The sequence below is a fragment of the Rhizobium sp. 862_C5_N1_2 genome (assembly GCF_051811205.1).
In the GTDB taxonomy this organism is placed as follows: Bacteria; Pseudomonadota; Alphaproteobacteria; order Rhizobiales; family Rhizobiaceae; genus Rhizobium; species Rhizobium leguminosarum.
The window spans coordinates 2265911-2287252 of sequence record NZ_JBPWPT010000001.1 but is presented as its reverse complement, the minus strand read 5'-3'; the positions used below and the strand labels follow the sequence as shown (position 1 = coordinate 2287252).

24 protein-coding genes are annotated in these 21342 nt (G+C 61.3%); 12 read left to right on the top strand and 12 right to left on the bottom strand.

Annotated features, from left to right (window positions below):
- Positions 1–13: 13 nt before the first annotated feature.
- On the bottom strand, positions 14–697 hold the full coding sequence (locus ACD590_RS11535; protein ID WP_439002583.1) for a DNA alkylation repair protein: 684 nt from the start codon (positions 695–697) through the stop codon (positions 14–16).
- Positions 694–1563 (bottom strand): NAD(P)-dependent oxidoreductase, encoded by an 870-nt coding sequence (locus ACD590_RS11530; protein ID WP_064653816.1) that lies wholly within the window; start codon positions 1561–1563, stop codon positions 694–696. Before ACD590_RS11530 ends, ACD590_RS11535 begins: the two co-directional genes overlap by 4 nt.
- 164 nt (positions 1564–1727) lie before the next feature.
- On the opposite strand from ACD590_RS11530, the gene ACD590_RS11525 reads away from it, so the two are divergent.
- From ACD590_RS11525 to ACD590_RS11480, 10 genes are all read left to right on the top strand, one after another.
- On the top strand, positions 1728–2144 hold the full coding sequence (locus tag ACD590_RS11525; RefSeq protein ID WP_064653880.1) for a hypothetical protein: 417 nt from the start codon (positions 1728–1730) through the stop codon (positions 2142–2144).
- A gap of 150 nt (positions 2145–2294) precedes the next feature.
- On the top strand, positions 2295–3260 hold the full coding sequence (locus ACD590_RS11520) for an aliphatic sulfonate ABC transporter substrate-binding protein (protein WP_018242342.1): 966 nt from the start codon (positions 2295–2297) through the stop codon (positions 3258–3260).
- Positions 3261–3644: 384 nt separating this feature from the next.
- On the top strand, positions 3645–4835 hold the full coding sequence (ssuD, locus tag ACD590_RS11515) for an FMNH2-dependent alkanesulfonate monooxygenase (protein WP_018242340.1): 1191 nt from the start codon (positions 3645–3647) through the stop codon (positions 4833–4835).
- 86 nt (positions 4836–4921) lie between these two features.
- On the top strand, positions 4922–5758 hold the full coding sequence (gene ssuC, locus ACD590_RS11510) for an aliphatic sulfonate ABC transporter permease SsuC (protein ID WP_018242339.1): 837 nt from the start codon (positions 4922–4924) through the stop codon (positions 5756–5758).
- Positions 5759–5768: 10 nt separating this feature from the next.
- On the top strand, positions 5769–6593 hold the full coding sequence (locus tag ACD590_RS11505; RefSeq protein WP_439002582.1) for an ABC transporter ATP-binding protein: 825 nt from the start codon (positions 5769–5771) through the stop codon (positions 6591–6593).
- 209 nt (positions 6594–6802) lie between these two features.
- Positions 6803–7126, top strand: coding sequence for an ArsR/SmtB family transcription factor (locus ACD590_RS11500; protein ID WP_018242337.1), 324 nt, complete (start codon positions 6803–6805; stop codon positions 7124–7126).
- Positions 7123–7533 carry an SRPBCC family protein gene (locus ACD590_RS11495; protein ID WP_439002581.1) on the top strand — a complete coding sequence of 137 codons (411 nt, stop codon included), beginning with the start codon at positions 7123–7125 and terminating at the stop codon, positions 7531–7533. Before ACD590_RS11500 ends, ACD590_RS11495 begins: the two co-directional genes overlap by 4 nt.
- A 55-nt stretch (positions 7534–7588) precedes the next feature.
- On the top strand, positions 7589–7816 hold the full coding sequence (locus tag ACD590_RS11490) for a hypothetical protein (RefSeq protein WP_113542134.1): 228 nt from the start codon (positions 7589–7591) through the stop codon (positions 7814–7816).
- A gap of 5 nt (positions 7817–7821) precedes the next feature.
- Positions 7822–8292 (top strand): DUF1801 domain-containing protein, encoded by a 471-nt coding sequence (locus ACD590_RS11485; RefSeq protein WP_439002580.1) that lies wholly within the window; start codon positions 7822–7824, stop codon positions 8290–8292.
- A gap of 46 nt (positions 8293–8338) precedes the next feature.
- Entirely contained in the window at positions 8339–8806 is a 468-nt protein-coding gene (locus ACD590_RS11480) for a DUF1801 domain-containing protein (protein ID WP_439002579.1), read from the top strand.
- A 55-nt stretch (positions 8807–8861) separates the two neighbouring features.
- Here ACD590_RS11480 and ACD590_RS11475 read toward each other — a convergent pair whose 3' ends face one another.
- From ACD590_RS11475 to ACD590_RS11460, 4 genes are all read right to left on the bottom strand, one after another.
- Positions 8862–9338 carry an SRPBCC family protein gene (locus ACD590_RS11475; RefSeq protein WP_439002578.1) on the bottom strand — a complete coding sequence of 159 codons (477 nt, stop codon included), beginning with the start codon at positions 9336–9338 and terminating at the stop codon, positions 8862–8864.
- Positions 9335–9676: an ArsR/SmtB family transcription factor gene (locus tag ACD590_RS11470; RefSeq protein WP_018242331.1), complete on the bottom strand. Its 342-nt coding sequence runs from the start codon at positions 9674–9676 to the stop codon at positions 9335–9337. The genes ACD590_RS11475 and ACD590_RS11470 overlap by 4 nt, the downstream gene beginning before the upstream one ends.
- On the bottom strand, positions 9673–10359 hold the full coding sequence (locus tag ACD590_RS11465; protein WP_439002577.1) for a glutathione S-transferase family protein: 687 nt from the start codon (positions 10357–10359) through the stop codon (positions 9673–9675). The genes ACD590_RS11470 and ACD590_RS11465 overlap by 4 nt, the downstream gene beginning before the upstream one ends.
- A 129-nt stretch (positions 10360–10488) precedes the next feature.
- Positions 10489–11307: a class I SAM-dependent DNA methyltransferase gene (locus ACD590_RS11460; RefSeq protein WP_018446400.1), complete on the bottom strand. Its 819-nt coding sequence runs from the start codon at positions 11305–11307 to the stop codon at positions 10489–10491.
- Positions 11308–11422: 115 nt separating this feature from the next.
- Between ACD590_RS11460 and ACD590_RS11455 the strand changes: the two genes are divergently transcribed.
- Positions 11423–12145 (top strand): DUF2270 domain-containing protein, encoded by a 723-nt coding sequence (locus tag ACD590_RS11455; RefSeq protein WP_026230663.1) that lies wholly within the window; start codon positions 11423–11425, stop codon positions 12143–12145.
- A gap of 60 nt (positions 12146–12205) precedes the next feature.
- On the opposite strand, the gene ACD590_RS11450 is transcribed toward ACD590_RS11455, so the two are convergent.
- The 4 genes from ACD590_RS11450 to ACD590_RS11435 form a co-directional block, all read right to left on the bottom strand.
- Positions 12206–12472 carry an usg protein gene (locus ACD590_RS11450; protein WP_018242327.1) on the bottom strand — a complete coding sequence of 89 codons (267 nt, stop codon included), beginning with the start codon at positions 12470–12472 and terminating at the stop codon, positions 12206–12208.
- 220 nt (positions 12473–12692) lie between these two features.
- Positions 12693–13523, bottom strand: coding sequence for an ABC transporter permease (locus ACD590_RS11445; protein WP_018242326.1), 831 nt, complete (start codon positions 13521–13523; stop codon positions 12693–12695).
- Positions 13520–14326 carry an ABC transporter permease gene (locus ACD590_RS11440; RefSeq protein ID WP_018242325.1) on the bottom strand — a complete coding sequence of 269 codons (807 nt, stop codon included), beginning with the start codon at positions 14324–14326 and terminating at the stop codon, positions 13520–13522. The genes ACD590_RS11445 and ACD590_RS11440 overlap by 4 nt, the downstream gene beginning before the upstream one ends.
- A gap of 113 nt (positions 14327–14439) precedes the next feature.
- Positions 14440–15213 carry a transporter substrate-binding domain-containing protein gene (locus ACD590_RS11435; protein ID WP_018242324.1) on the bottom strand — a complete coding sequence of 258 codons (774 nt, stop codon included), beginning with the start codon at positions 15211–15213 and terminating at the stop codon, positions 14440–14442.
- 331 nt (positions 15214–15544) lie between these two features.
- Here ACD590_RS11435 and ACD590_RS11430 point away from each other — a divergent pair, with 331 nt between their 5' ends.
- Positions 15545–17725 carry an OmpA family protein gene (locus ACD590_RS11430; protein WP_439002576.1) on the top strand — a complete coding sequence of 727 codons (2181 nt, stop codon included), beginning with the start codon at positions 15545–15547 and terminating at the stop codon, positions 17723–17725.
- Positions 17726–17773: 48 nt separating this feature from the next.
- Here ACD590_RS11430 and ACD590_RS11425 read toward each other — a convergent pair whose 3' ends face one another.
- Both ACD590_RS11425 and deoC read right to left on the bottom strand, forming a co-directional pair.
- Entirely contained in the window at positions 17774–20161 is a 2388-nt protein-coding gene (locus tag ACD590_RS11425; protein WP_439002575.1) for an aldehyde dehydrogenase family protein, read from the bottom strand.
- A gap of 5 nt (positions 20162–20166) precedes the next feature.
- Entirely contained in the window at positions 20167–21195 is a 1029-nt protein-coding gene (deoC, locus tag ACD590_RS11420; RefSeq protein ID WP_439002574.1) for a deoxyribose-phosphate aldolase, read from the bottom strand.
- Positions 21196–21342 lie beyond the last annotated feature (147 nt).

The window sequence follows — 21342 nt, the reverse complement described above, 5'->3', positions numbered from 1 at the left end:
GCCGGCATTCGCCTTATATCAACCGTGCCAATAGCTTTTCGCCGGCCAACTCCCTGACGGCATCCTTGCCGATCCAGCGGGCAGTTTTGTCAGGGCTTTCCGCCAGGGCCTTTGCGAGCGTCAGTGCCGGCGCATGGCAGGTGAGATTGCGCTTACCGATGCTGCGCAGCGCCCAGTTGACCGCCTTGCGCACGAAGTTTCGCGGGTCGCCGGCATGGGCCTCGATCAGCGGCAACCAGGCAAGGATGGTCGCATCAGGTTCCTTTTTTAAGTGAACCGCGGCACCGGCAATCATGGCGAAGGCGGTGCGCCTGATAAATTCACGCTCGTCTGCGGCGAAGTCTGAGATGAGCTCGTCCAGCCGGGCTTCAACGAAGAGATCGGCGGCGCAATCGACGATCTCCCACGAGTTGAAATCATTGGCCCAACTTCGAGCCTCTTCCATGGTCAACCGCTTCGGCTCGGCGGTGTGGAGGGCGAGCAGGCGGGCCTCGCGGATATCGCTTCGCCAGAGCTGCATTGCCCTGGCGTGATCCTTCTTCGCCAGTCCGGCGACCGCCCTGATATCGGGATTGGAGATACCGAGGGCGCGATCGGTGACGATGCCAAAGCGCGCCATGCCGGCAACATCCTCCTCCGAGCGCAGCGTTTCGAGATGCGCGATCAATTCGGCCGCATCGGAGGAGGGGCCGATCATTTTTCGAGGCGGGCGAGCAGCGAGGATGTGTCCCAGCGATTGCCGCCCATTGCCTGCACGTCGCCATAGAACTGGTCGACGACGGCGGTGACCGGCAGCTTGGCGCCGTTGCGGCGGGCTTCGGTGAGCACGATGCCGAGATCCTTGCGCATCCAGTCGACCGCGAAGCCGAAATCATACTTGCCTGCGTTCATGGTCTTGTGGCGGTTTTCCATCTGCCAGGAGCCGGCTGCCCCCTTGGAGATCACCTCGACCACCTTTTCGATATCGAGGCCAGCACGCTTGCCGAAATGCAGCGCTTCGGCAAGTCCCTGGACGAGGCCGGCAATGCAGATCTGGTTGACCATCTTGGTCAACTGGCCCGAGCCTGCCGGTCCCATCAAACCAACCATGCGGGCATAGGCGTCGATGACAGGTCTGGCGCGTTCGAAGACGGCCTCGTCGCCGCCGCACATGACGGTCAGGACACCGTTTTCAGCGCCGGCCTGGCCGCCGGAGACAGGAGCGTCGATGAAATCGACACCTTTTTCCTTTGCCGCGGCATAAAGTTCGCGGGCGACTTCAGCGCTGGCGGTGGTGTTGTCGATCAGCACCGAACCTGGCTTCATGCCGTGCACGGCGCCGTTCTCGCCCAATGTCACCGACCGGAGATCTTCGTCATTGCCGACGCAGACGAAGACGAAATCGGCACCGGCGGCGGCCTCGGCCGGGGTGGAGGCAGATTTGCCGGAGAATTTCTCGGCCCAGGCGGCGGCTTTTTCGGCGGTACGGTTGTAGACGGTAACATCGTGGCCGCCCTTCGTCTTCAGATGGCCCGCCATGGGGAAACCCATGACGCCGAGACCGATGAACGCGACTTTAGCCATATGTCCTATCCTTTTCCTCAAGTGCGGGTCCGAGGATTAACCGAAACGGCGGGAGCAGAAAAGCCCGTGAAGACGGACTTCCTTCCGATTGACGCATATGAGGCTGGCCACCGTTCGGGGCAGCCCTAGATCGGGGAGAGGGCACAATGTTTCCGGAGGGTGACATGAGCGAAATTCCGACGATCAAGCCGCGGCGCAAAGGCCGCAGCGGAATACAGGCTATGCTCATTCCATCGCTGCAGATGGTCGCAGAGCAGATTCGATCAGCACCGGAAGGTGTGCTTACCGACGTCGGCGTTCTCCGCCGTCGTCTCGCTGACCAATATCGGGCGGATGCCTGTTGCCCGGTAACCGTGCAGCGGCATTTGCGCGCGATCGCCGAACTGTCCTTCGGCGCATTGGAGAAGAGTGAGCCGGTTTCGACGGTCACGCCCTATTGGCGCATCGTCGATCCCGCAAGCCTGCTTGCGAACCGTCTTGCCGGCGGCCCCACCTTTATCCGGGAGCGTCTGGCCGCCGAAGGTTGGGAAGGAAGCGGAATAGTAGCCGGCATAGCGGACGCGCGAAAAAAATCCGCTTAAGGGCGATTTCCGGGCCGCAAAATTTCAGCAAAGGCCGAATCTCGCAAATAAAATTGTCGATATAAATTATAGATTTCATCATCATGGCATTCATCACTGACAGGTCGACCAGCCGAAAACAGGCTTGGCACCATGAAAAAGGGGAAAGTCATGATTTCACGTCGACAAACGCTCGGGCTTTTCGCAGCGACCGCGGCTACGGCAATCCTGCCGGCCGTCAGGCCGGCACGCGCTGCTGCCAGCGAGTTCCGTATCGGTTGGCAGAAGAACGGCGTGCTGGCGCTCGCCAAACGTCGCAGCGCACTTGAGAAGCGGCTTGCCGATCGCGGCATTACCGTCAGCTGGTCGGAATTCACCTCCGGCCCGCCGCTTCTCGAAGCATTGGGCGCCGGCGCTCTCGATTTCGGCGCGACCGGCGATGTGCCGCCGCTCTTTGCCCAGGCGGCCGGCGGGCAGCTCTATTATGTCGGTCTCTACAAGGGTAGCCCGGCAGCCTCGGCCATCCTCGTGCGCAAGGATTCGCCCATCAAGACGCTTGAAGACCTCAAAGGTAAAAAGGTCGCTTTCAAGCGCGGCTCCAGCGCGCATAATGTAACCGTCAAGGTTCTGCGCAAGGCAGGCCTGAAGCCCGAAGATGTCGAGCAGGTCGATCTTTCGCCGCCGGATGCTGCCGCCGCGTTCAAGAATGGCAGCATCGACGCCTGGTCGATCTGGGATCCTTATCTGGCGATTGCCGAAGCTGATCCGGAGACACGTATCCTGACGACCGCCGAAGGCATCGTCGACTCCTACAGTTTCTTTCTCGCCAACCGTGATTTCACCGATGCCAACGGGCAAGTGGTCGTCGACGTGATCGATGAGCTTGCCAAGGTCGGCAAGTCGGCACAGAGCAATCTCGACGAAACGGTGAAGGAGCTTTCCGAAATCACCGGCGTGCCGGCTGACGTGACGCGCGTGACATTGACGCGCAAGGGCGCCGATCTCGGCAGCGTCTCGACGATCACCGATGCTGCCGCCGCCTATCAGCAGGCGCTCGCAGACGAGTTCTATGGACTCGGTATCCTGCCGAAGAAGCTTACGACCGGCGACATCGTCTGGCGTCCCAAGGCGAGCTGATTTTTCGACCAGGGCTAAGATTTCCGCGAGGCGGCATGGAGAGGGTCTTCATGCCGCCGAACCGGAAAAATATTCTCCAAAATGGATTATAATAGCAAATTGATATTGTCGATCTAATTAGTGGTCTATGTCAGTATCCTGACGATCGACGCGGACACTGAAAGGCGTCGGCCAGCCACCATCCGATCGACAGGGATATTTCAGATGCTCACGCATAGATGGACAGCCGGCCTTACTACAGCCTCCGCCGCCACCGCGATCCTCCCAAGCATTCGCGCGGCGGCGGCGCCGAGTGGGCAGACAGTCTGCTTGTTGCCGCTTGCCAGCGGCCATCTCCACCGCGCGAGTTGATTTTCGAATTTCGCAGCTAAAGGACCGTCTTCCATGACCACCACCTCCCATACAGGTACATCCAAACCTATCAATTTCCTCTGGTTCATTCCGACATCGGGCGACGGCACCTATCTCGGCTCCTCCGAGCTCAACCGTGCGCCAGAGATTGGTTATCTCACGCAAATCGCCCAGGCTGTCGACCGGCTCGGCTATTCCGGCGTACTGCTGCCGACCGGGGTTGCCTGCGAGGAATCCTTCGTGACCGCCGCCGCCCTTGCCGCAAAGACCGAGAAGCTGCAGTTCCTGGTGGCGATCCGCCCCGGCACGGCATCGCCTGCCTATTACGCGCGTCTTGCGACGACGCTCGACCGCATCTCCAACGGCCGGCTGCTGCTCAACATCGTCGTCGGCGGCAGCCCGGCGGAGCTTGCCGGCGATGGCATCCATCTCGAGCATGACGAGCGCTACGCCCATGCCGAGGAGTTCTTCACCGTCTTTGAGGAACTGCTGGAAAAGGGAACGGCAAGCTTCGACGGCAAATATATCAAGGCGACCAATGCGCGCCTTGGCTTCCCCTCGGTGCAGAACCCGCGTCCGCCGCTCTATTTCGGCGGCTCGTCGGATGCCGGTATCGATTTCTCCGTCGGCCGCGTCGACAAGTACCTGACCTGGGGCGAGCCGCCGGCACAGGTTGCCGAGAAGATCACCAAGGTGCGCAAGGCCGCCGGCGAACGCGGCCGCGAGGTGAGCTTCGGCATTCGTCTGCACTTCATTGTGCGCGAAACCGATGATGAGGCGTGGGAGGCGGCCGAGCGGCTGATCCGTCATCTCGACGACGATACAATCCGCGAGGCGCAGGAGCGCTTTGTCCACGAGTCCGACTCGGTCGGCCAGAAGCGCATGGCCGCCCTTCATGGCGGACGCCGCGACAAGCTCGAAGTCTCTCCGAACCTCTGGGCCGGCGTCGGCCTGGTGCGCGCCGGTGCGGGCACGGCGCTGGTTGGCTCGCCGAAGACGGTGGCCGCGCGCCTTCGCGAATATCAGGAGATCGGCATCGATACGGTGATCGGCTCCGGCTATCCGCATCTCGAAGAGGCCTATCGCGTCGCCGAGCTGCTTTTCCCCGAGCTTGGCATCACTCGCGAGCAGCAGCGCCTGGGCTTCAACAACGAGTTCGGCCGCAAGCAGATCTTCGCAGGCGGCAGCCATGGCGGCAATCTGAAAGTCGTCTCCGGCTCCTGAGTTCGAACGAAGACGCAGAGCGTGACACCGCCGCAAGCCGCTTACGGCTTGCGGCATCCTGCTTTCGATAAGCGCGAGGACAATGCATGTCGACTTTCGATACTCCGTTCGTACGGTCGGTCGCTTCCGAAAAGGTTGGAAAGGCGGGTTTGCGCCTGCCGCTGCCCGGCCTGGACAAGCTGACGCCCTATCTGGTGCCGGTGGCGATTGTCGCGTTCTGGCAGCTTGCCTCCTCGGCCGGCTGGATCTCATCGCGCATCATGCCGTCGCCGGCCGATGTCGGCCTGGCCTTCTGGTCGACGACGGTTTCCGGCCAGTTGCCGAATGACGTGCTGGTGAGCGCCGGCCGCGCCTTTGCCGGCCTTCTCGTCGGCGGCTCGATCGGTTTCCTGCTCGGCATCGCCAACGGTGTATCGCGCATTTCGGAACAACTGACCGATACGACGCTGCAGATGCTGCGCACCATTCCGCATCTGGCGATGATCCCGCTCGTCATCCTGTGGTTCGGGATCGGGGAGGAATCGAAGCTGTTTCTCACCTCGCTCGGCGTGCTCTTCCCCGTATATCTCAACACCTATCACGGGGTGCGCAATGTCGATCGCGATCTGATCGAGATGGGCAAGGTCTATGGCATGGGCAACTGGACGCTGTTCCGCAAGGTGATCTTTCCAGGCGCGCTGCCGTCGATCTTCGTCGGCCTCAGATATGCACTCGGCATCATGTGGCTGACGCTGATCGTATCGGAATCGATCGCCGCATCCTCGGGCATCGGCCATATGGCCAACAATGCCCGCGAATTCATGATGACCGACGTCGTCGTACTCGCCCTCGTCATCTATGCCGTGCTCGGCAAACTTGCCGATGTCATCGCCCGAGTGCTGGAGAGGCGGCTGCTCGCCTGGAACCCGGTCTATCAGAAATAGGAGAGACGCCATGACATCGATCGCGCATGAGCGTTTTCACGCCGTCGCCGAAGAGCCAGCCTATACACCTGCGCCGGAGCGCAATGCGCCTGCGGGGGCAGCGGCGATCAGCCTGACGGGGCTTGAAAAGAGTTTCGGGGCCAACCGCGTACTGCGCGGCATCAATCTGCATATTCCGGCCGGCCAGTTCGTTGCCGTGATCGGAAAGAGCGGCTGCGGCAAGAGCACGCTGCTGCGCATCCTGATGGGCCTTGACGCGCCGAGCGCCGGCGAGCTGCATTTCGATGATGCCGACGGCGCACAGGCCAGCCCCAATGCGCGCATCGTCTTTCAGGAGCCAAGGCTGCTCCCCTGGCTCAGTGTCGCCGACAATGTCGTCGTCGGGCTCGGCGACGGCATCGATAGACGGGCGGCGCTAAAGGCGGCCGACGCCGTGCTTGCCGAAGTCCAGCTTGGCGAGAAGGCCGGAGAATGGCCGGCGCGCCTTTCCGGCGGTCAGCGGCAGCGCGTGGCACTGGCGCGGGCGCTGGTGAGCCGGCCGGGCGTGCTGGCGCTTGATGAACCGCTCGGCGCTCTCGATGCGCTGACGCGGATCAGCATGCAGGAACTCATCAACCGCGTCTGGCGCGAACTCGGTTTCACCGCCGTGCTCGTCACCCATGATGTCAGCGAGGCGGTGCATCTCGCCGACCGGGTCATCGTGCTCGACGAGGGGCGGATCGCGCTCGATCTTCCCATTCCTTATCCACATCCGCGCCGGCACGGCCATCCCGGCCTCGCCGAGCTCGAAGGCCGGCTGCTTGCCGCGATCCTCGGCACCGACGGCGGGCATTGATCCCAGCGCCGTTTGCGAAGCTGCATGATCAATGGCGGAAATGCATAGGCGCCTGGGTATGAGACATTCACCCGTCTCTGCCGAGGCGCGCTGCCACGTGCGCTAAAATCAGCGACAACAGTTTCCCTAAGTCGTCTCACGTCCAGCTTGACTCACCTATACCTCTATGGCTATACGTTAATCCATAGTCAGTGGGGTATGGATTGTAGATGTCAAACGCTCAAGACTTGCTCTTCAGAACGCTCGCCGATCCGACGCGGCGGGCTCTTTTCGAACGGCTGTGCCGCGAAGGAGAGAAGACGGTCGGGGCTTTGACGGCACGCGCTGGGGTCTCGCAACCGGTCGTCTCGAAACATCTCGGAATCCTGAAGCAGGCCGGATTGGTGCGTGACCGTCACGAAGGTCGCCAGACGCATTATAGCGCGCAGCTCGGTGCGCTGGCGCCGCTGGTCGACTGGACAAGTGAGATGGCTGGTTTTTGGCAAAATCGGTTCGACCAGCTGGAAGATCTACTGAAAAGGATGGACCAATGACCGAAACATCGACTGAAACCCGTTCCGTCGTCGTCGAGCGAGAGATCCCTTTTCCGCCGGAAAAGATCTGGCGCGCGCTCACCCAGCCGCATCTGATCGCGGACTGGCTGATGAAGAATGACTTCGTGCCGGTCGTGGATCACCGTTTTAAGCTCAGCGCGGATTGGGGATCCGTCGATTGCCAGGTCCTGGAAGTCGAGCCGAACAAAACCCTGTCTTACACCTGGGCTGCCTATGATCTCGCAAGCGTCGTCACCTGGACGCTCACGCCTAAGGGCGCGGGCACGCACCTGCGTATGGAGCAATCGGGCTTCCGGCCGGATCAGCGGCAGGCTTACGGGGGCGCCAGGGGCGGCTGGCAACAATTCTTCGCAAAGCTGGAGCAGGTGCTGGCGCGGATCGAGTGAGACAGATGCCAACGGTTACGCCATCCGCTTCGGCTCGTTTTCGCAGGAGGTTCCCGTGAATTGGAATAACTGGTGTCGGCAGATCCACCGTTGGCTGTCTATTGCCTTTACGCTGGCCGTCATAATTAATATCATCGCCATGGTGCAGGAGAGAGCGTCCGTCTGGGTGGGGCTTTTGGCGCTTCTTCCGCTCGCCTTGCTCCTGCTCACCGGTCTGTACTTGTTCGTCCTGCCTCATGCCACCAGATGGCGCAGCGCGAGGCGCAGCAGCGGATGGGGGTGAACAGAATGGCCGGCAAGACGTCCAAGGCCGAAGCGAAGGTCACGAAGAAGTCAGCCGCCAAGCCGGCCGCCGGGGAGCCAACCCTTCTCTCGGGCGGCAACCCTCAGATCGCCAAGGGTTACGGCGACGCTCCCGTGCAAGCCTACATCGCCGCCATGCCCGGCTGGAAAAGCGATGTCGGGCATCGCCTCGATGCGCTCATCACGCGCACGGTGCCCGGGGTATACAAGGCCGTGAAATGGAACTCGCCCCTCTATGGCATCGAAGGGCAGGGCTGGTTCCTCGGTGTCCATTGCTTCGCGAAGTACATCAAACTCGCTTTCTTCCGTGGCACGTCGCTCAGTCCCATCCCGCCCGGCGAGTCCAAACAAAAGGAAGTGCGTTACTTCCACATCCATGAGGCAGACCAACTCGACGAGGCTCAGCTCGCCGCCTGGGTGGAGCAAGCCAGCCAATTGCCCGGTGAACGAATGTGAGCGGACGCCAGGTCATCAGCACTTAAGGGATGGAGGAGCGATATCGATGAAGAAAGCCACGGCAACCATGAAGAAAAGCGGCCCGAGCGAAGAGAAGGACGGAGACTCTCCTTCTCGTTTGATCGATGCGAGAATCGAGGAGTTGAGCGATTGGCGAGGCCAGACGCTCGCTCGGGTCCGAACTCTGATCAGGCAGGCCGAGCCCGAGGTGGTCGAGGAATGGAAGTGGAGAGGGGTTCCCGTGTGGGAGCGCGCCGGCATCATCTGCACCGGCGAAACCTACAAGAGCGTGGTGAAGCTGACCTTCGCCAAAGGCGCTTCGCTGGAGGACCCTTCAGGCCTCTTCAACTCCAGCCTTGACGGCAATACCAGGCGCGCCATCGATTTCCACGAAGGTGATGAGATCGACGAGCAGGCGTTGAAGACGCTCGTTCGCGCCGCCGCAGCACTCAACACGTCAACGCGAGCTGCGGCTCGCCCCGCCAGCTCCCGACAAAAACCAAGCAGCGCTTGATGCTTGGCAACATCGCCTGAAACGCGTGGCATCGAACTTGATTTGGCGACATGTGTCAGTGAATGGGGCTTTCCTCGCGCTCGAGGAAGAGCTCCAGATTGTCGAGGCCGATTTCGGTACCCTGGAGGCGGGCGCCGTTGTCGGCGTAGCCGTCGAGGAAGACCACCTGTTCGGTGAAGACCATTTTGGTGCCGCCGGGTTCGGCTTCGAAGGCGACGGTTGTGAGGGAGGCGGAGATGCGGGTTTCGCCGAGCTTCATCTCATAGGCATAGATGATGCGGGCATTGGGCAGGATATCGATGTAGTGGGCATCATAGGCGTGCAGAAGGCCGTCGGTATCGGCGACGTAGTTCCTCTCCGTGCCGCCGGGGCGGAAATCGAGACCATAGTCCAGCGCCTGCCACTCGCCGTGGCAAGCGAACCATTGGCGTTTGGCCTCCGGCGCCGACCAGGCGCGGAAGACGCGAGCGACTGGCGCCTTCAGGTGACGCTCGATGACGAGAGTGGCGTGTTCGGCGGATGGCGTCGTCATTCGGGAAGGCTCTCCGTTTCATTGCCGAGAAATTGATCCAGCCTGTCGAAGGTGCTCGTCCAGCGGATCTTTCGCTGTTCTACCCAGCGCTCGACGGCAGCAAGCGCATCCTGTTGCAGGCGGTAGGTTCGCACCCGGCCGGTTTTTTCGGAGAGCACGAGGCCGCTCTCCTCCAACACTTGCAGATGTTTCATCACCGTCGGCAAGGCAACGGCGAGCGGCGCGGCCAGTTCGGTGACGGAGGCCGGGCCGCGGCCGAGACGATCGATCATGCCGCGGCGGCTGCGATCGGAAAGCGCATGAAACATGCGGTCGAGATCCGCTTGGCTTTCGATCATCCCGCCGCATCCCGGAAGCGGGCGGACAGCCTCTCTTTGTAGGGATAGAACTTGAAGTAGGGGCGGGCCTCGTCCAGCGCCCTTGCAAAGGACGGGCGCGCCAGCAGCCGATCGTAATAGGTGCGAAGGTTCGGCTGTTCCGGAGTGAAGGGGATCAGCGTCTCGGCATAGAAGAGCGCGGGGGCGGCGGCGCAATCGGCCATGGTGAAGCTGTCACCGGATATCCAGGGTTTGTCGGCGAGCTGCTTTTCGATCATCGAGTAAGCGGTGGCAAGCGTCGCCTTGGCGGCCGTGACCTCGATTTCGTCCGCCGTGCCCTCAGGACGCCGGTGATTGCTAACCAGCGTCTGCATCGGCGCCTGGACATAATGATCGAAGAAGCGATCCCAAAGGCGGACTTGCAGCGCCCGGTCGATCTCCAGCGGCAGCAGCCGAAGAGGCCCCGGATAATATTGCTCAAGATATTCGATGATGATCGATGTCTCGGGAATGGTGCTGTCGCGCGCCTCGTCCCGCAGCAGTGGCATCTTGCCGATCGGCCAGAAGCGGAAGAGATCGGCGCGCGAGCTTTCGTCGGAAAGATCGACGATGCGATTTTCGAAAGGGGTACCGTTTTCATAAAGCGCGATCAGCACTTTGTGGCAGAAGGAGGCGAGCGGATGCCCATAAAGCACGAGCGACATGCGGCGACCTTTCCTATCGTTGCGGTAAACTTTACCGATCGACTAACTATCAGGTCATGGCGCATCATGCAACAGATACTTCGCCAACTGCGAAACTATTCCGTCAGGCGAATATCAGGTGCATTAGCTTCAGCCGATATATCGGGCGATCACCAGATGGCCTGGTGTCGGCTGGCCGTCTTCCATGCGCACATTGATATCCGATATCTCGACGAGTTCGAAACCGGTGGCCGTCAGGCGTTCTCTCACATAGGCGTCGGCATGGGCGAAGCGCTGGTGCGGGCCGACCATATAGGCACGGCCGGCGAGTATTTCCTCGGGCAGGGTTTCCGAGGAGAAGATGAACAGGCCGCCCGGTGTCAGGTTCTCGGCGGCGCCGAAGAATAGCGGTTCGAGCGCGCCGAGATAGGGCAGCACGTCGGTGGCGGAGATGATGTCGAAGGCTTCCTCGTCGTTGTCGTCGAGAAAATCCTCGACCTCGGCGACGAAGAGCGTTTCGTAGAGGTCCTTCTCATGGGCGATCTCGACCATCTTCTCCGATATGTCGATGCCGGTCATATCGGCGCAGAGGTCGCGCAGCGCGCCGCCGGTGAGGCCTGTGCCACAGCCGAGATCGAGCAGCCGCTTGAACGGTCCGAGCTTCAGCGCCTGCAGGCGCTGGCGCACCAGCATCGGCACGTGATAGCCGAGCTGCTCGACGAGCACGTCCTCGAAAACCTCGGCATGCTGGTCGAACAAGGTCTCGACATAGGCGTCGGGCGCCTTGACCGGCGTTTCGCCGCGGCCCATCGCGGCAATGCGCACGGCCGCACCGCCGTGATCGTCGGGATCGATTGCCAGGACTTCCTCATAGGCTGCAACGGCCGCGTCGACATCACCGGCCTTTTCCAGCGCCAGCGCGCGGTTATAGGCCTCGCCAAGGGCTTCTTCGTCGATCTTCTTTGCCATCGCAGTCCATCGTCCTTTTGTTTCAGGCATGCGTCTAAGGCGGCTTTCGATGTTTTGCAATGGTGCGCTTGCGGGCGCAGAATGGCCGAAAAGAAGACGAAGGGAGGAACGAGCCATGAAAATGGAGGAAGACAGGACGTCATTGGTACGGGAAGGAGAGGACGCACGGCCTTTGCTGCCAAGTACTCCAAGCGAGGTTACCAACACGCTCATTCATTATTACCGCGGTGAACTCGGACGGATGACAAGTTGGCGCGACCGCATCGACCGGACCTCCAACTGGGCGATCACCGTGGTCGCAGCACTGCTTTCGGTCTCGCTGTCGACGCCGACTTCGCATCACGGAGTGCTGCTGTTCGGGATGATGCTGGTGACGCTGCTGCTGATGATCGAGGCGCGGCGCTACCGCTTCTTCGATATCTACCGCGCCCGCATTCGCCAGATCGAGCGCTGCTATTTCGCCGAGATTCTGGCGCCGGAGGCCGGGGCCGGCGGCGAATGGGCGATGGTGGTCGCCCGCAGCCTGCGCAAACCACGCTTCCTGCTCAGCTATCAGGAGGCGATGCACCGCCGTCTCAAGCGCAATTACGGCTGGATGTATTTCATCCTGCTCCTTGCTTGGTGCCTGAAGATCTCGACGCCGAAATTGCAGACGGAGGGCATGCCGGCGCTGCAGGCGCAGTCATGGGCCTATGTCATCGACAATGCCGTGCTCGGGCCGGTTCCCGGCCTTGCGGTCATTGCCATTGTCGTCGCCTTCTATCTCGGCATGCTCGGTTTCGCGCTTCGCCCGGATCGCGACGAAGGCGAATTCGGCCATGGCGAGGCGCATGTCTGACGCGGTCAGTACATGCCGCCCGAACCGCTCACACTTTTCGGCATCCTGCTGCAGAGCCGATCAGTGCAGGATGAACTCGCCCTTCAGCGCCCGCCACTCGGTTGCCGAGATCAGCTTGCGGTGGATGTAGCGCACCGAATGCAGCGGCCCGTCGAGCTTCTCTTCCCAGAATTTCAGGAAGCCGCGCATTTCGGGAAAATCGGGGGCGAGGTCGTAGTCCTGCCAGACATAGGTCTGCAGGATCGCCGGGTGGTCCGGCAGGTGGTAGAGGATCTGGGCGGTCGTCAGACCGTAGCCCTGCAATTGTTTTTCCATGTCCTTGTGCATCGCATTCCACTTCTTCTTGTTCCCACTCGCGCGCTTATTAGCGCTACGTGATATGGAAACATGCGAGTGGTTAATGAAATCTTTACAGATACTTTATAAAAGGACAATTTATTTTTTATATCAATGACTTGGCAGCATCGTGCCGAGAGTGCTGCCAAGTCGGCTTTGTCTCATGCATGCCGTTATCCCAAAGCTGCGACACGCGTTTCGTCGTCACGCATCAGCGCTTGAGATGCCGGGTCAGGCGGCGTTCGATCCAGGCCCAGAGATGGCGTAAGGCCTCGACGATGACGAGATAAAAGATCGCCGCCCAGAGATAGGTCTGGTAGTCGAAGGTGCGGGAGAAGGCGTAGCGGGTCTCGCCCATCAGGTCGAGCACAGTGATGATGGCGACGACCGCCGAGCCCTTGATCAGAAGGATGATCTCGTTGCCATAAGGACGAAGCGCGACGATGAGAGCCTGTGGCAGGATGATTTTGCGGAAAGCGATAAACTTGTGGATGCCGAGTGCGGCGGCCGCCTCGTGCTGGCCATGCGACACGCTTTCGATCGCGCCGCGCAGAATTTCGGCCTGATAGGCCGCGGTATTGATGGTCATGGCAAAGAGGCCGCAATACCAGGCATCGCGGAAGAACCACCAGATGCCGACGGCCTCAAGCTGCGGCCGGAATATGCCGAGGCCGTAATAGACCAGGAACAGTTGGGCAAGCAGCGGCGTGCCGCGGAAGAAATAGATGTAGCCGTAGGCCAGCGCATTCAGTATCCGGTTCTTCGACATGCGCGCCACGGCAAGCGGCAGCGACAGGATGGCGCCGCAGATGACGGAAATGAAAACGAGGCTCAGCGTTATCCAGAGACCATGGAGGTAGCGCGGCCCGTAACGGGTGAATTTTTCCGGATCCCAGCCATTGACGACGGAAAAGACAAGAAGCGCTGCGAGCAGAGCCCAGACGGCGACGAAGATATAGCCGGCCATGCGCGCCGGCGTCATCGGCTTCATCACCTCGCGGGGCGCGGGCTGCGGTGGGATCAGCGTTTCGGCATAGCTCATCGACTGATCTCCGAACGCTTGGCCCAACGCTCGACATAGACGAGCAGGAAGGAAGAGAGGATGGCGAGCACCAGATAGAGGCAACAGGCCAGGCCATAGAAGAAGAAGGGTTCCTTGGTCACGCGCACGGCGACACTCGTCTGGCGAAGGATATCGGCAAGGCTGATGATCGAGACGTAGGAGGTGTCTTTCAGCAGCACCATCCAGAGGTTCGTCAGGCCCGGCAGCGCGATGCGCACGAGTTGCGGCAGGATGACCAGGCGCAGCGTGCGGCCGCGATGCAGGCCAAGCGCGTCTCCCGCCTCATATTGTCCCTTGGGGATGGCGCGGAAGGCCGAGAGCAGCACTTCCGAACAGTAGGCCGAGAAGACGACCGAAAGCGCGATGACACCCGCGAGGAAGGCATTGATCTCGACCGGCGGCCCGTCATAACCGACGAAGGTCAGCAGAGACTGAATGAGCATCTGCATGCCGTAATAGATGATGAAGAGCGTCAGAAGCTCCGGCAGACCGCGGAAGATCGTCGTGTAGATGCCGGCCGCCAGCCGCAGCGACTTCTCCTCCGACTGCTGACCGAGCGCCACCAGGAAACCGATGGCAAGGCCAATCGGCAGGGTGACGATCGCCACCGAAACGGTGATCTGCAGGCCAAGCGCGATCTCGTCGCCCCAACCGGTATCGCCACAGCTAAGAATCGTCGACGGCGCCAGCCAAGTGAAGATGCCAACGGGTCCGCACAGCGGATCGAAGATGTGCACAATCCAGCTCCAGAAGGAGCCCAGCGCGGAAAATAATCCGCCCATGCGAGAATTCCCCTCACGGCTTTTGCCGTTTTAATCTTGCCATCTTTGTCAAACAAAAATGGCGGAAGAGCAAGCCTTCCGCCATTACCTTCATCGGCCAGATAACGAATTTCTTATTCGCCGTAAACGTCGAAGTCGAAGTACTTGTCCTGGATCTTCTTGTATTCGCCGCTGGCACGGATCGCAGCGATCGCCGTGTTCAGCTTTTCCTTCAGCGGGTCGCCCTTGCGGATGGCAATGCCTGCGCCGTTGCCGTTGATTTCCTTGTCGACCGGCAGGGTCGTCAGAATCTTGCAGCAGGCGCCAGCGTCGGACTTCACCCATTCGGAGAGAACGACGACGTCGTCGATGACGGCGTCGACGCGGCCGCTGGCAACGTCAAGCTTGTATTCGTCAGCGGTCGGATAGAGCTTCAGCTCAGTGTCGGCGAGATGTTTCTCCGCATAGTTGGCATGCGTCGTGGAGGTCTGCGCGCCGATCACCTTGCCCTTGAGGCCGGCGACATCCGTGATCGTCGAATCCTTCGGCACGGCAATGGCCGGCGGGGTGTTGTAATACTTGTTGGAGAAGTCGACGAGCTTCAGGCGCTCCGGCGTGATCGACATGGAGGAAACGATCATGTCGAATTTCTTGGCGTTGAGCGCCGGGATGATGCCGTCCCAGTCGGTGCTGACGAAGGAGCATTCGGCCTTCATTTCAGCGCAGAGCGCCTTGGTGATGTCGATGTCGAAGCCCTGGATTGTGCCACTGGCATCAACGAATTCGAAGGGCGGATAGGTCGAATCGGTGCCGATCACATATTTCTCGCCATCGGCCATGGCCGAGCCGGCAAAAAGGGACATCGCCGCGATCGAGGCTGCCGCGAAAATACGGGTAGGATTAAGCATGAGGATCCTCTCTGTTGGTAGCCGCCGCTCCTTTTTCTCTTGGGCTGACGGCCGCAGTTCAACGGTGCTGAGACCGCCTTGCGGCGATAATCAGACTTTTTTTGATAGAATTGCAACACAAATCCCACCGCAATTGGGCGGTGCAAATAGCGGGCGAGATGAACGTCGGCAGACTGCAACATTCACGCGAGGTTAATCCCGACCTCCCTAGAACCGGAACAAATCGGCGGCTCGGCGATTGCCATTCCGCCGTTTCGCCTCAATGCGAAGCTAGGGGCGGAACCAGGGCCTTGCGGCCTTCAAGAAGCTCAAACAGGATCGAGGAAACCCGATGGGCATGAAATCAAGATTGTTCGCGAGCGCGACTTTTCCGCTGCTTTCTCTTTCGCTGGCGCTGCAGCCGGCATCGGCGATGGCGGCCGTACGCGACGTTGCGACGCAGGCTGCGGCCGTGCGGCAGGTCGAGCCGGGCAGCTTCGAGGTGGCGCAGGATGCGCCTTCCGAGGAGGAGTTGCTGAAGAAGAAAAAGCACAAGGAACAGGGGGAAGCCCCGGCCGAACAGGCGCCGGCCGCCGAGAAGCCGGCGCAGCAGGAAGCGCCTGCCGAAAAGCCGAAGGCCGAGCGGAAGGAAGCGCCTGAACCCAAGGCAGAGCCGGAAGCGCCGAAGGCGGAGGCACCGAAGGAGGTGCCCGCGGAGCAGCCTGAAAGCAAGCCCGAGCGGAAAGCCAAACAGCAGGCCCAGCCGGAGGCCGCGCCGCAGCAGGAAGAGCAGCCGGTAACGCAGGAAAAGCCGAAGAAGCCGAAGAAGCAGGAGACGCAGCAGGCCGAGCCGGAGGCTCAGCCGCAGCCCGAACAGCAGCCGGCAGCAAAGGAAGCTCAGCCGGAAACGGAACAGGCACAACCTGAAGCCAAGCCGGAAGGCGGCAAGCGGGAGAAGGGGCAGGATAAGGCCCAAGGCAAAGATAAAGGCAAGGGCAAGGGCAAGGCTGAGACTGCCGCTCCCGAGGCGGTGACACCGACCGAAGAACAGGCCAAGCCCGAAGCCAAGCCAGAGGTGAAACCCGCAGCCGAGGCGCCTGCCAAGCAGAAGCCAAAGGGTGAGACTGCAGCACCTGCAGAAAATGCCCCTGCGGCTAAGACGACCGAAGATAAGGCAGCGGCCCCGGAAGCTGCGCCGGCCGAAAAGCCCAAGGATGGTACGGCGGCAAAGCCCGCCGGTGAACAGCCCGCCGGCGCACAGCCAGCCGCGCCCGCCACTGACACTGCTCAGCCGCAACCGGATGCCAGCGGCGGCCAGCAGGTGAAGCAGGCCATTCCAGCACCGGAAAAGGCTTCTCCCGAGGAGCTGGAGCGCCGGAAGAAGATCGCCGCAGATCCTGCCAAGAGCAACGAAACCGTCGTGCTGCCGGTCGAGAACGGCGCAGCCGTGCTCGACAGCGACAAGGATGCCGACCGCAGCAAGGGCCGCGAAGGCCGCCGCGACCGCGACAGGCAGCGCGCCGACAGCCAGGAAGTGAAGGTGCCGACCTCAGATGCCGATGCGCAGGCTGCCACCGGCGGCCAGGCGACGGCGCCGGTAAAGCTCGAGGCGGTCACCCGCGAGAAGGGCAGGAAGCTCGATGAGCGGCCGCAATTCGTCCGTCCCGATGGCGCGCGCTTCGACGACCGTGGCGACGACAGCCGTGTGATCATCCAGTACGACAACAGGACGATCGTGCGCGGCGACGACGACAGGCGCTTCTTGCGCGACGGCGAGCGGCCGAGCTACGAGGAGCTTTCGGGTGACCGCTACCGCGAGACGATCACGCGGCCGGAAGGCTATCGCATCGTGACGATCCGCAACCGCTATGGCGACATCATCCAGCGGTCGCGTGTCGATGCCCGCGGGCGCGAGGACGTGCTCTATTATTCGCAGGACCTCTATGACGATCCGGACCGCGACTATTTCGAGGATCCGGGCGCCGACCTGCCGCCGATGCGGCTGCGCGTACCGCTCAGCGACTACATCATCGACACCCGCAGCGACCCGAACCGGGACTATTACGAGTTCCTGAGCGAGCCTCCGGTCGAGCCGGTGGAACGCGTCTATTCGCTGGATGAGGTGAAGTATTCGGCTCGTATCCGCGACAAGGTGCGCCGCATCGACCTCGACACGATCACCTTCGCGACTGGTAGCGCGGACATTCCGATGACCCAGGCGCGCACGTTGCGCAAGGTCGCCGATGCGATCAGCCAGGTGCTCGAGAAGGATCCGAGCGAGACCTTCCTGATCGAGGGTCATACGGATGCTGTCGGCTCAGACCAGAGTAACCTCATCCTCTCCGACCAGCGGGCGGAATCCGTCGCCAACGTGCTCACCGACGTCTACGGCATCGCGCCGGAGAACCTTGCGACGCAGGGTTATGGTGAGCACTACCTCAAGGTCAACACGTCGGCCCCTGAGCAGGAAAACCGCCGCGTCACCATCCGCCGCGTCACGGCACTGGTCCGCCCGGTCGCTGCCAACAAGTGATGCTATGGGTGCCCCTCTCCATTCTTGGGGAGGGGCATTCCGGATCCCTTATTCTCCGTAGGGGATCCAGATATTCTTCACATCCACAGCGCGGCGAAGATATTGCGCGCCTTCGGCAGCGGCTCTGTCCATCCAGTCCGTCGCCTTGCCGTTGTCCACGAAGGTTCGCTTGAGATTGCCCGAAGACAGCTTCTCCACCGTCGTCGAAAGTTCCGCGGAGCCGAAGGCCCACAACGCATCAACGTCATTGTGCGCGGCAAGGATCTTTGCCAATTCGATCGCCGACCCGGTGACGATATTGACGACACCGGCAGGCACATCCGACGTTTCCAGAACGGAATAGAAATCCGTGGCCGAAAGCGGGAAGGGCTCGCTCGGCACCGCGACGACACGATTACCGGTGGCAATCAACGGCGCAACCAGACTGATAAAGCCGAGCAGCGGCGCTTCCGGCGGGCATATGACGCCAACGACGCCGATGGCTTCCGGCACGGCCAGAGCTACGCCGCGAAGCGGCGGCTGGTGAATGCTGCCTTCATATTTGTCCGCCCAGGCTGCGTAGGTGAAGAGACGCGAAATCGCGGCGTCGACCTCGGCGTTTGCATTGGCGGCGGAAGCTCCGGTCATCGCTGTTATCCGCGAGGCGAACTCGTCGGCGCGACCACTGAGGTTCTCGGCGATGTAGTAGAGAATCTGGGCGCGGTTATGCGTGGTCGCATTCGACCAGGCGGAGGCGGCCTGTGCGGCAACCACTGCATTGCGGATGTCCTTGCGGTTGCCTTCGCCGACCTCACCGATCGCCTTGCCCTTGGGGGAGGTGATGACACGGGAATAATTGCCGTCCGGGCGCGCCTGCTTGCCACCGATGAAGAGCTTTGCCGTCCGGTCGATACTGGGCAGGGCAAAATCGCCGGCAACCGGCTTCACCTGCGAAAGGGCGGGCATTGCTGCTCGCGCCTTGCGGCCGACCCAAGCCTTCGGCTTCAGATATTCGTAGCAACCTTCCCGTCCGCCTTCGCGGCCGAATCCGGATTCGCGCTTGCCGCCAAAACCGACGGCGGCATCGAAAAGATTGGTGGCATTCACCCAGACCACGCCGGCTGCGAGCTTTGCCGCAACGTTCAACGCCAAGCCGATCGTCTCGCTCCAGACGCTGGCGGCGAGGCCGTAGCGGGTGTGATTGGCAAGCTGGATAGCCTCTTCCGGTGTGCGGAAAGTCATGGAGACCGCAACCGGCCCGAAGATTTCCTCGGTCGCGACGATTGATGTCGGCTGCACGCCGCTGAGAAGCGTCGGCGGGTAGAAGCTGCCGCCCTTCGGCAGGTCGATCTTAGCCTGATGCAGTGTCGCGCCTTCTGAAACTCCCTTTTTCACCAGCGCTTCAATACGCGTCAACTGCACGGGCGCGATGATCGCACCCATATCGATGCACTTGTCCAAAGGCTGACCGACCCGCAATGTCTGCATGCGGCGCTTCAGCCGCTCATGGAAAAGATCGGCAATGCCTTCCTGGACCAGAAGCCGCGAGCCGGCGCAGCAGACCTGTCCCTGGTTGAACCAGATCGCATCGACGACGCCTTCCACGGCGCCGTCGATATCGGCGTCGTCAAAAACGACGAAAGGTGACTTGCCGCCGAGTTCCAGCGTCAACGATTTACCGCTACCTGCGGTACGCTCGCGAATAACGCGCCCGACTTCTGTCGATCCGGTAAAGGCAATTTTGTCGATATCCTCATGCCCGACGAGCAGCGCGCCTGTTTCGCCTTCTCCCGTCACGATATTGAGCACACCCTGCGGAAGGCCCGCTGCGGATGCCAGTTCGGCAAAGAGAAGCGCCGTCAGCGACGTGTATTCGGCAGGCTTCAGGATGACGGCGTTGCCGAGTGCCAAAGCCGGCGCCACTTTCCAGGCCAGCATCAGGAATGGGAAATTCCACGGGATGATCTGGCCGACGACGCCCACCGGCACATGATCGGCAAATTCCGTGTCCTGGATTTGCGCCCATCCGGCGTGATGATAGAAATGACGAGCTGCCAGCGGCACGTCGAGATCGCGGGTCTCGCGGATCGGCTTGCCGTTGTCGATAGCCTCGACCACAGCAATCAGACGCGCATGGCGCTGGATCATCCGGGCAAGCGCATAGAGATGGCGCGCCCGCGCGTGGCCCGGCAGGCGCGCCCATGACGCCTGTGCCTTGCGGGCCGCAGCAACCGCATTGTCCACATCCGCCGCGCCGCCGATCGCGAGCTTCGCCAGGACCTTGCCGGTGGCCGGCTCGAACGTGTCGAAGTTCTTGCCCGACGCGGAGCCCACGAACGCGCCATTGATGAAGTGACCGAAACCGGAAGCGTGGCGCGCTAGCCAGTCGCGAGCTTCGAGATCGGATTCAGGGGCAGGGCCGTAGGACATTTCGTCGAAATACTTTGCAACAGTCATCTGGATCATCCAATCGGGTGTCTGTTGAGGGCCGAATAGGCACCGGTGACGTGATGCTCCAACTGCCGCTCGATATCCGCAAGCAAGCTCGATGCACCGATGCGGAAGAGATCAGACTCCAGCCACTCGCGCCCCAGTTCGTCCTTCATCAGGAACTGGTAGTTCAACACGTCCTTCGCCGCGGAAATGCCACCGGCCGGCTTGTAGCCGATCTTGATGCCGGTGCGCTCCTGATAGGCGCGGATCGCCCGCAGCATGGTCAATGTCACGGCCAGCGTCGCATTGACGCCTTCCTTGCCGGTCGAGGTCTTGATGAAATCGGCTCCCGCCATCATGCAGACCAGCGAGGCCTTGGCGACATTGCGGAGCGTCTTCAGGTCGCCGGTCGCTAGAATGGCCTTGACATGCGCATTACCGCAGGCGGCGCGATATTCTTGCATTTCCTCGTAGAGTGCTGTCCAGTTGCCGGCCAGCACATGCTCGCGGGTGATGACGATGTCGATTTCCTTCGCGCCAACGGCAACCGACGCCTCGATTTCCTTGACCTTGAGGTGGTGCGGGCTGAGACCGGCAGGGAAACCGGTCGAAACCGCGGCGACCGGAATGCCGGAATCCCCAAGCGCCTCGACGGCCGTTGCAACAAAACGATGGTAGACGCAGATGGCGCCGGTGGTGATCGAACGGCCGCTCATGCCAAGCGAATCCAGAATGTCGGCGCGTACCGGATTCATCGCCTTCGCGCATAACCGCTTGACGCGCTCGGGGGTATCGTCGCCGTTCAACGTCGTCAGATCGATGCAGGTCACCGCCTTCAGGAGCCAAGCTGCCTGTGCGTCCTTCTTGACAGTGCGGCGTCCGGGAAGCGAGGCTACGCGGCGCTCGGTGGCAGACAGGTTGACCCGGGTGTCAAACACCCACGACAGATCGAGTTCCATACCGGTATTGCGCGGCCGGTTATGGGTGCCGTCCGGCGATCGCGAAGGGGCTCCATGATGCGCCGCGTTGGCCGCATTGTGAACAGCAACGGTTTCCAAATAGAATCCTCCCGGTCAGAGCGTGAAGGTCTTGCTGCATCCGTGCAGATGCACGCAGCGGAAGCCTCACAACTGGCTCAAATGTGATTTTCTTTTCATTGTTTGTTAGGTTTGCATCACTGTGCTACCGCGTCAAGTTTAGATTTC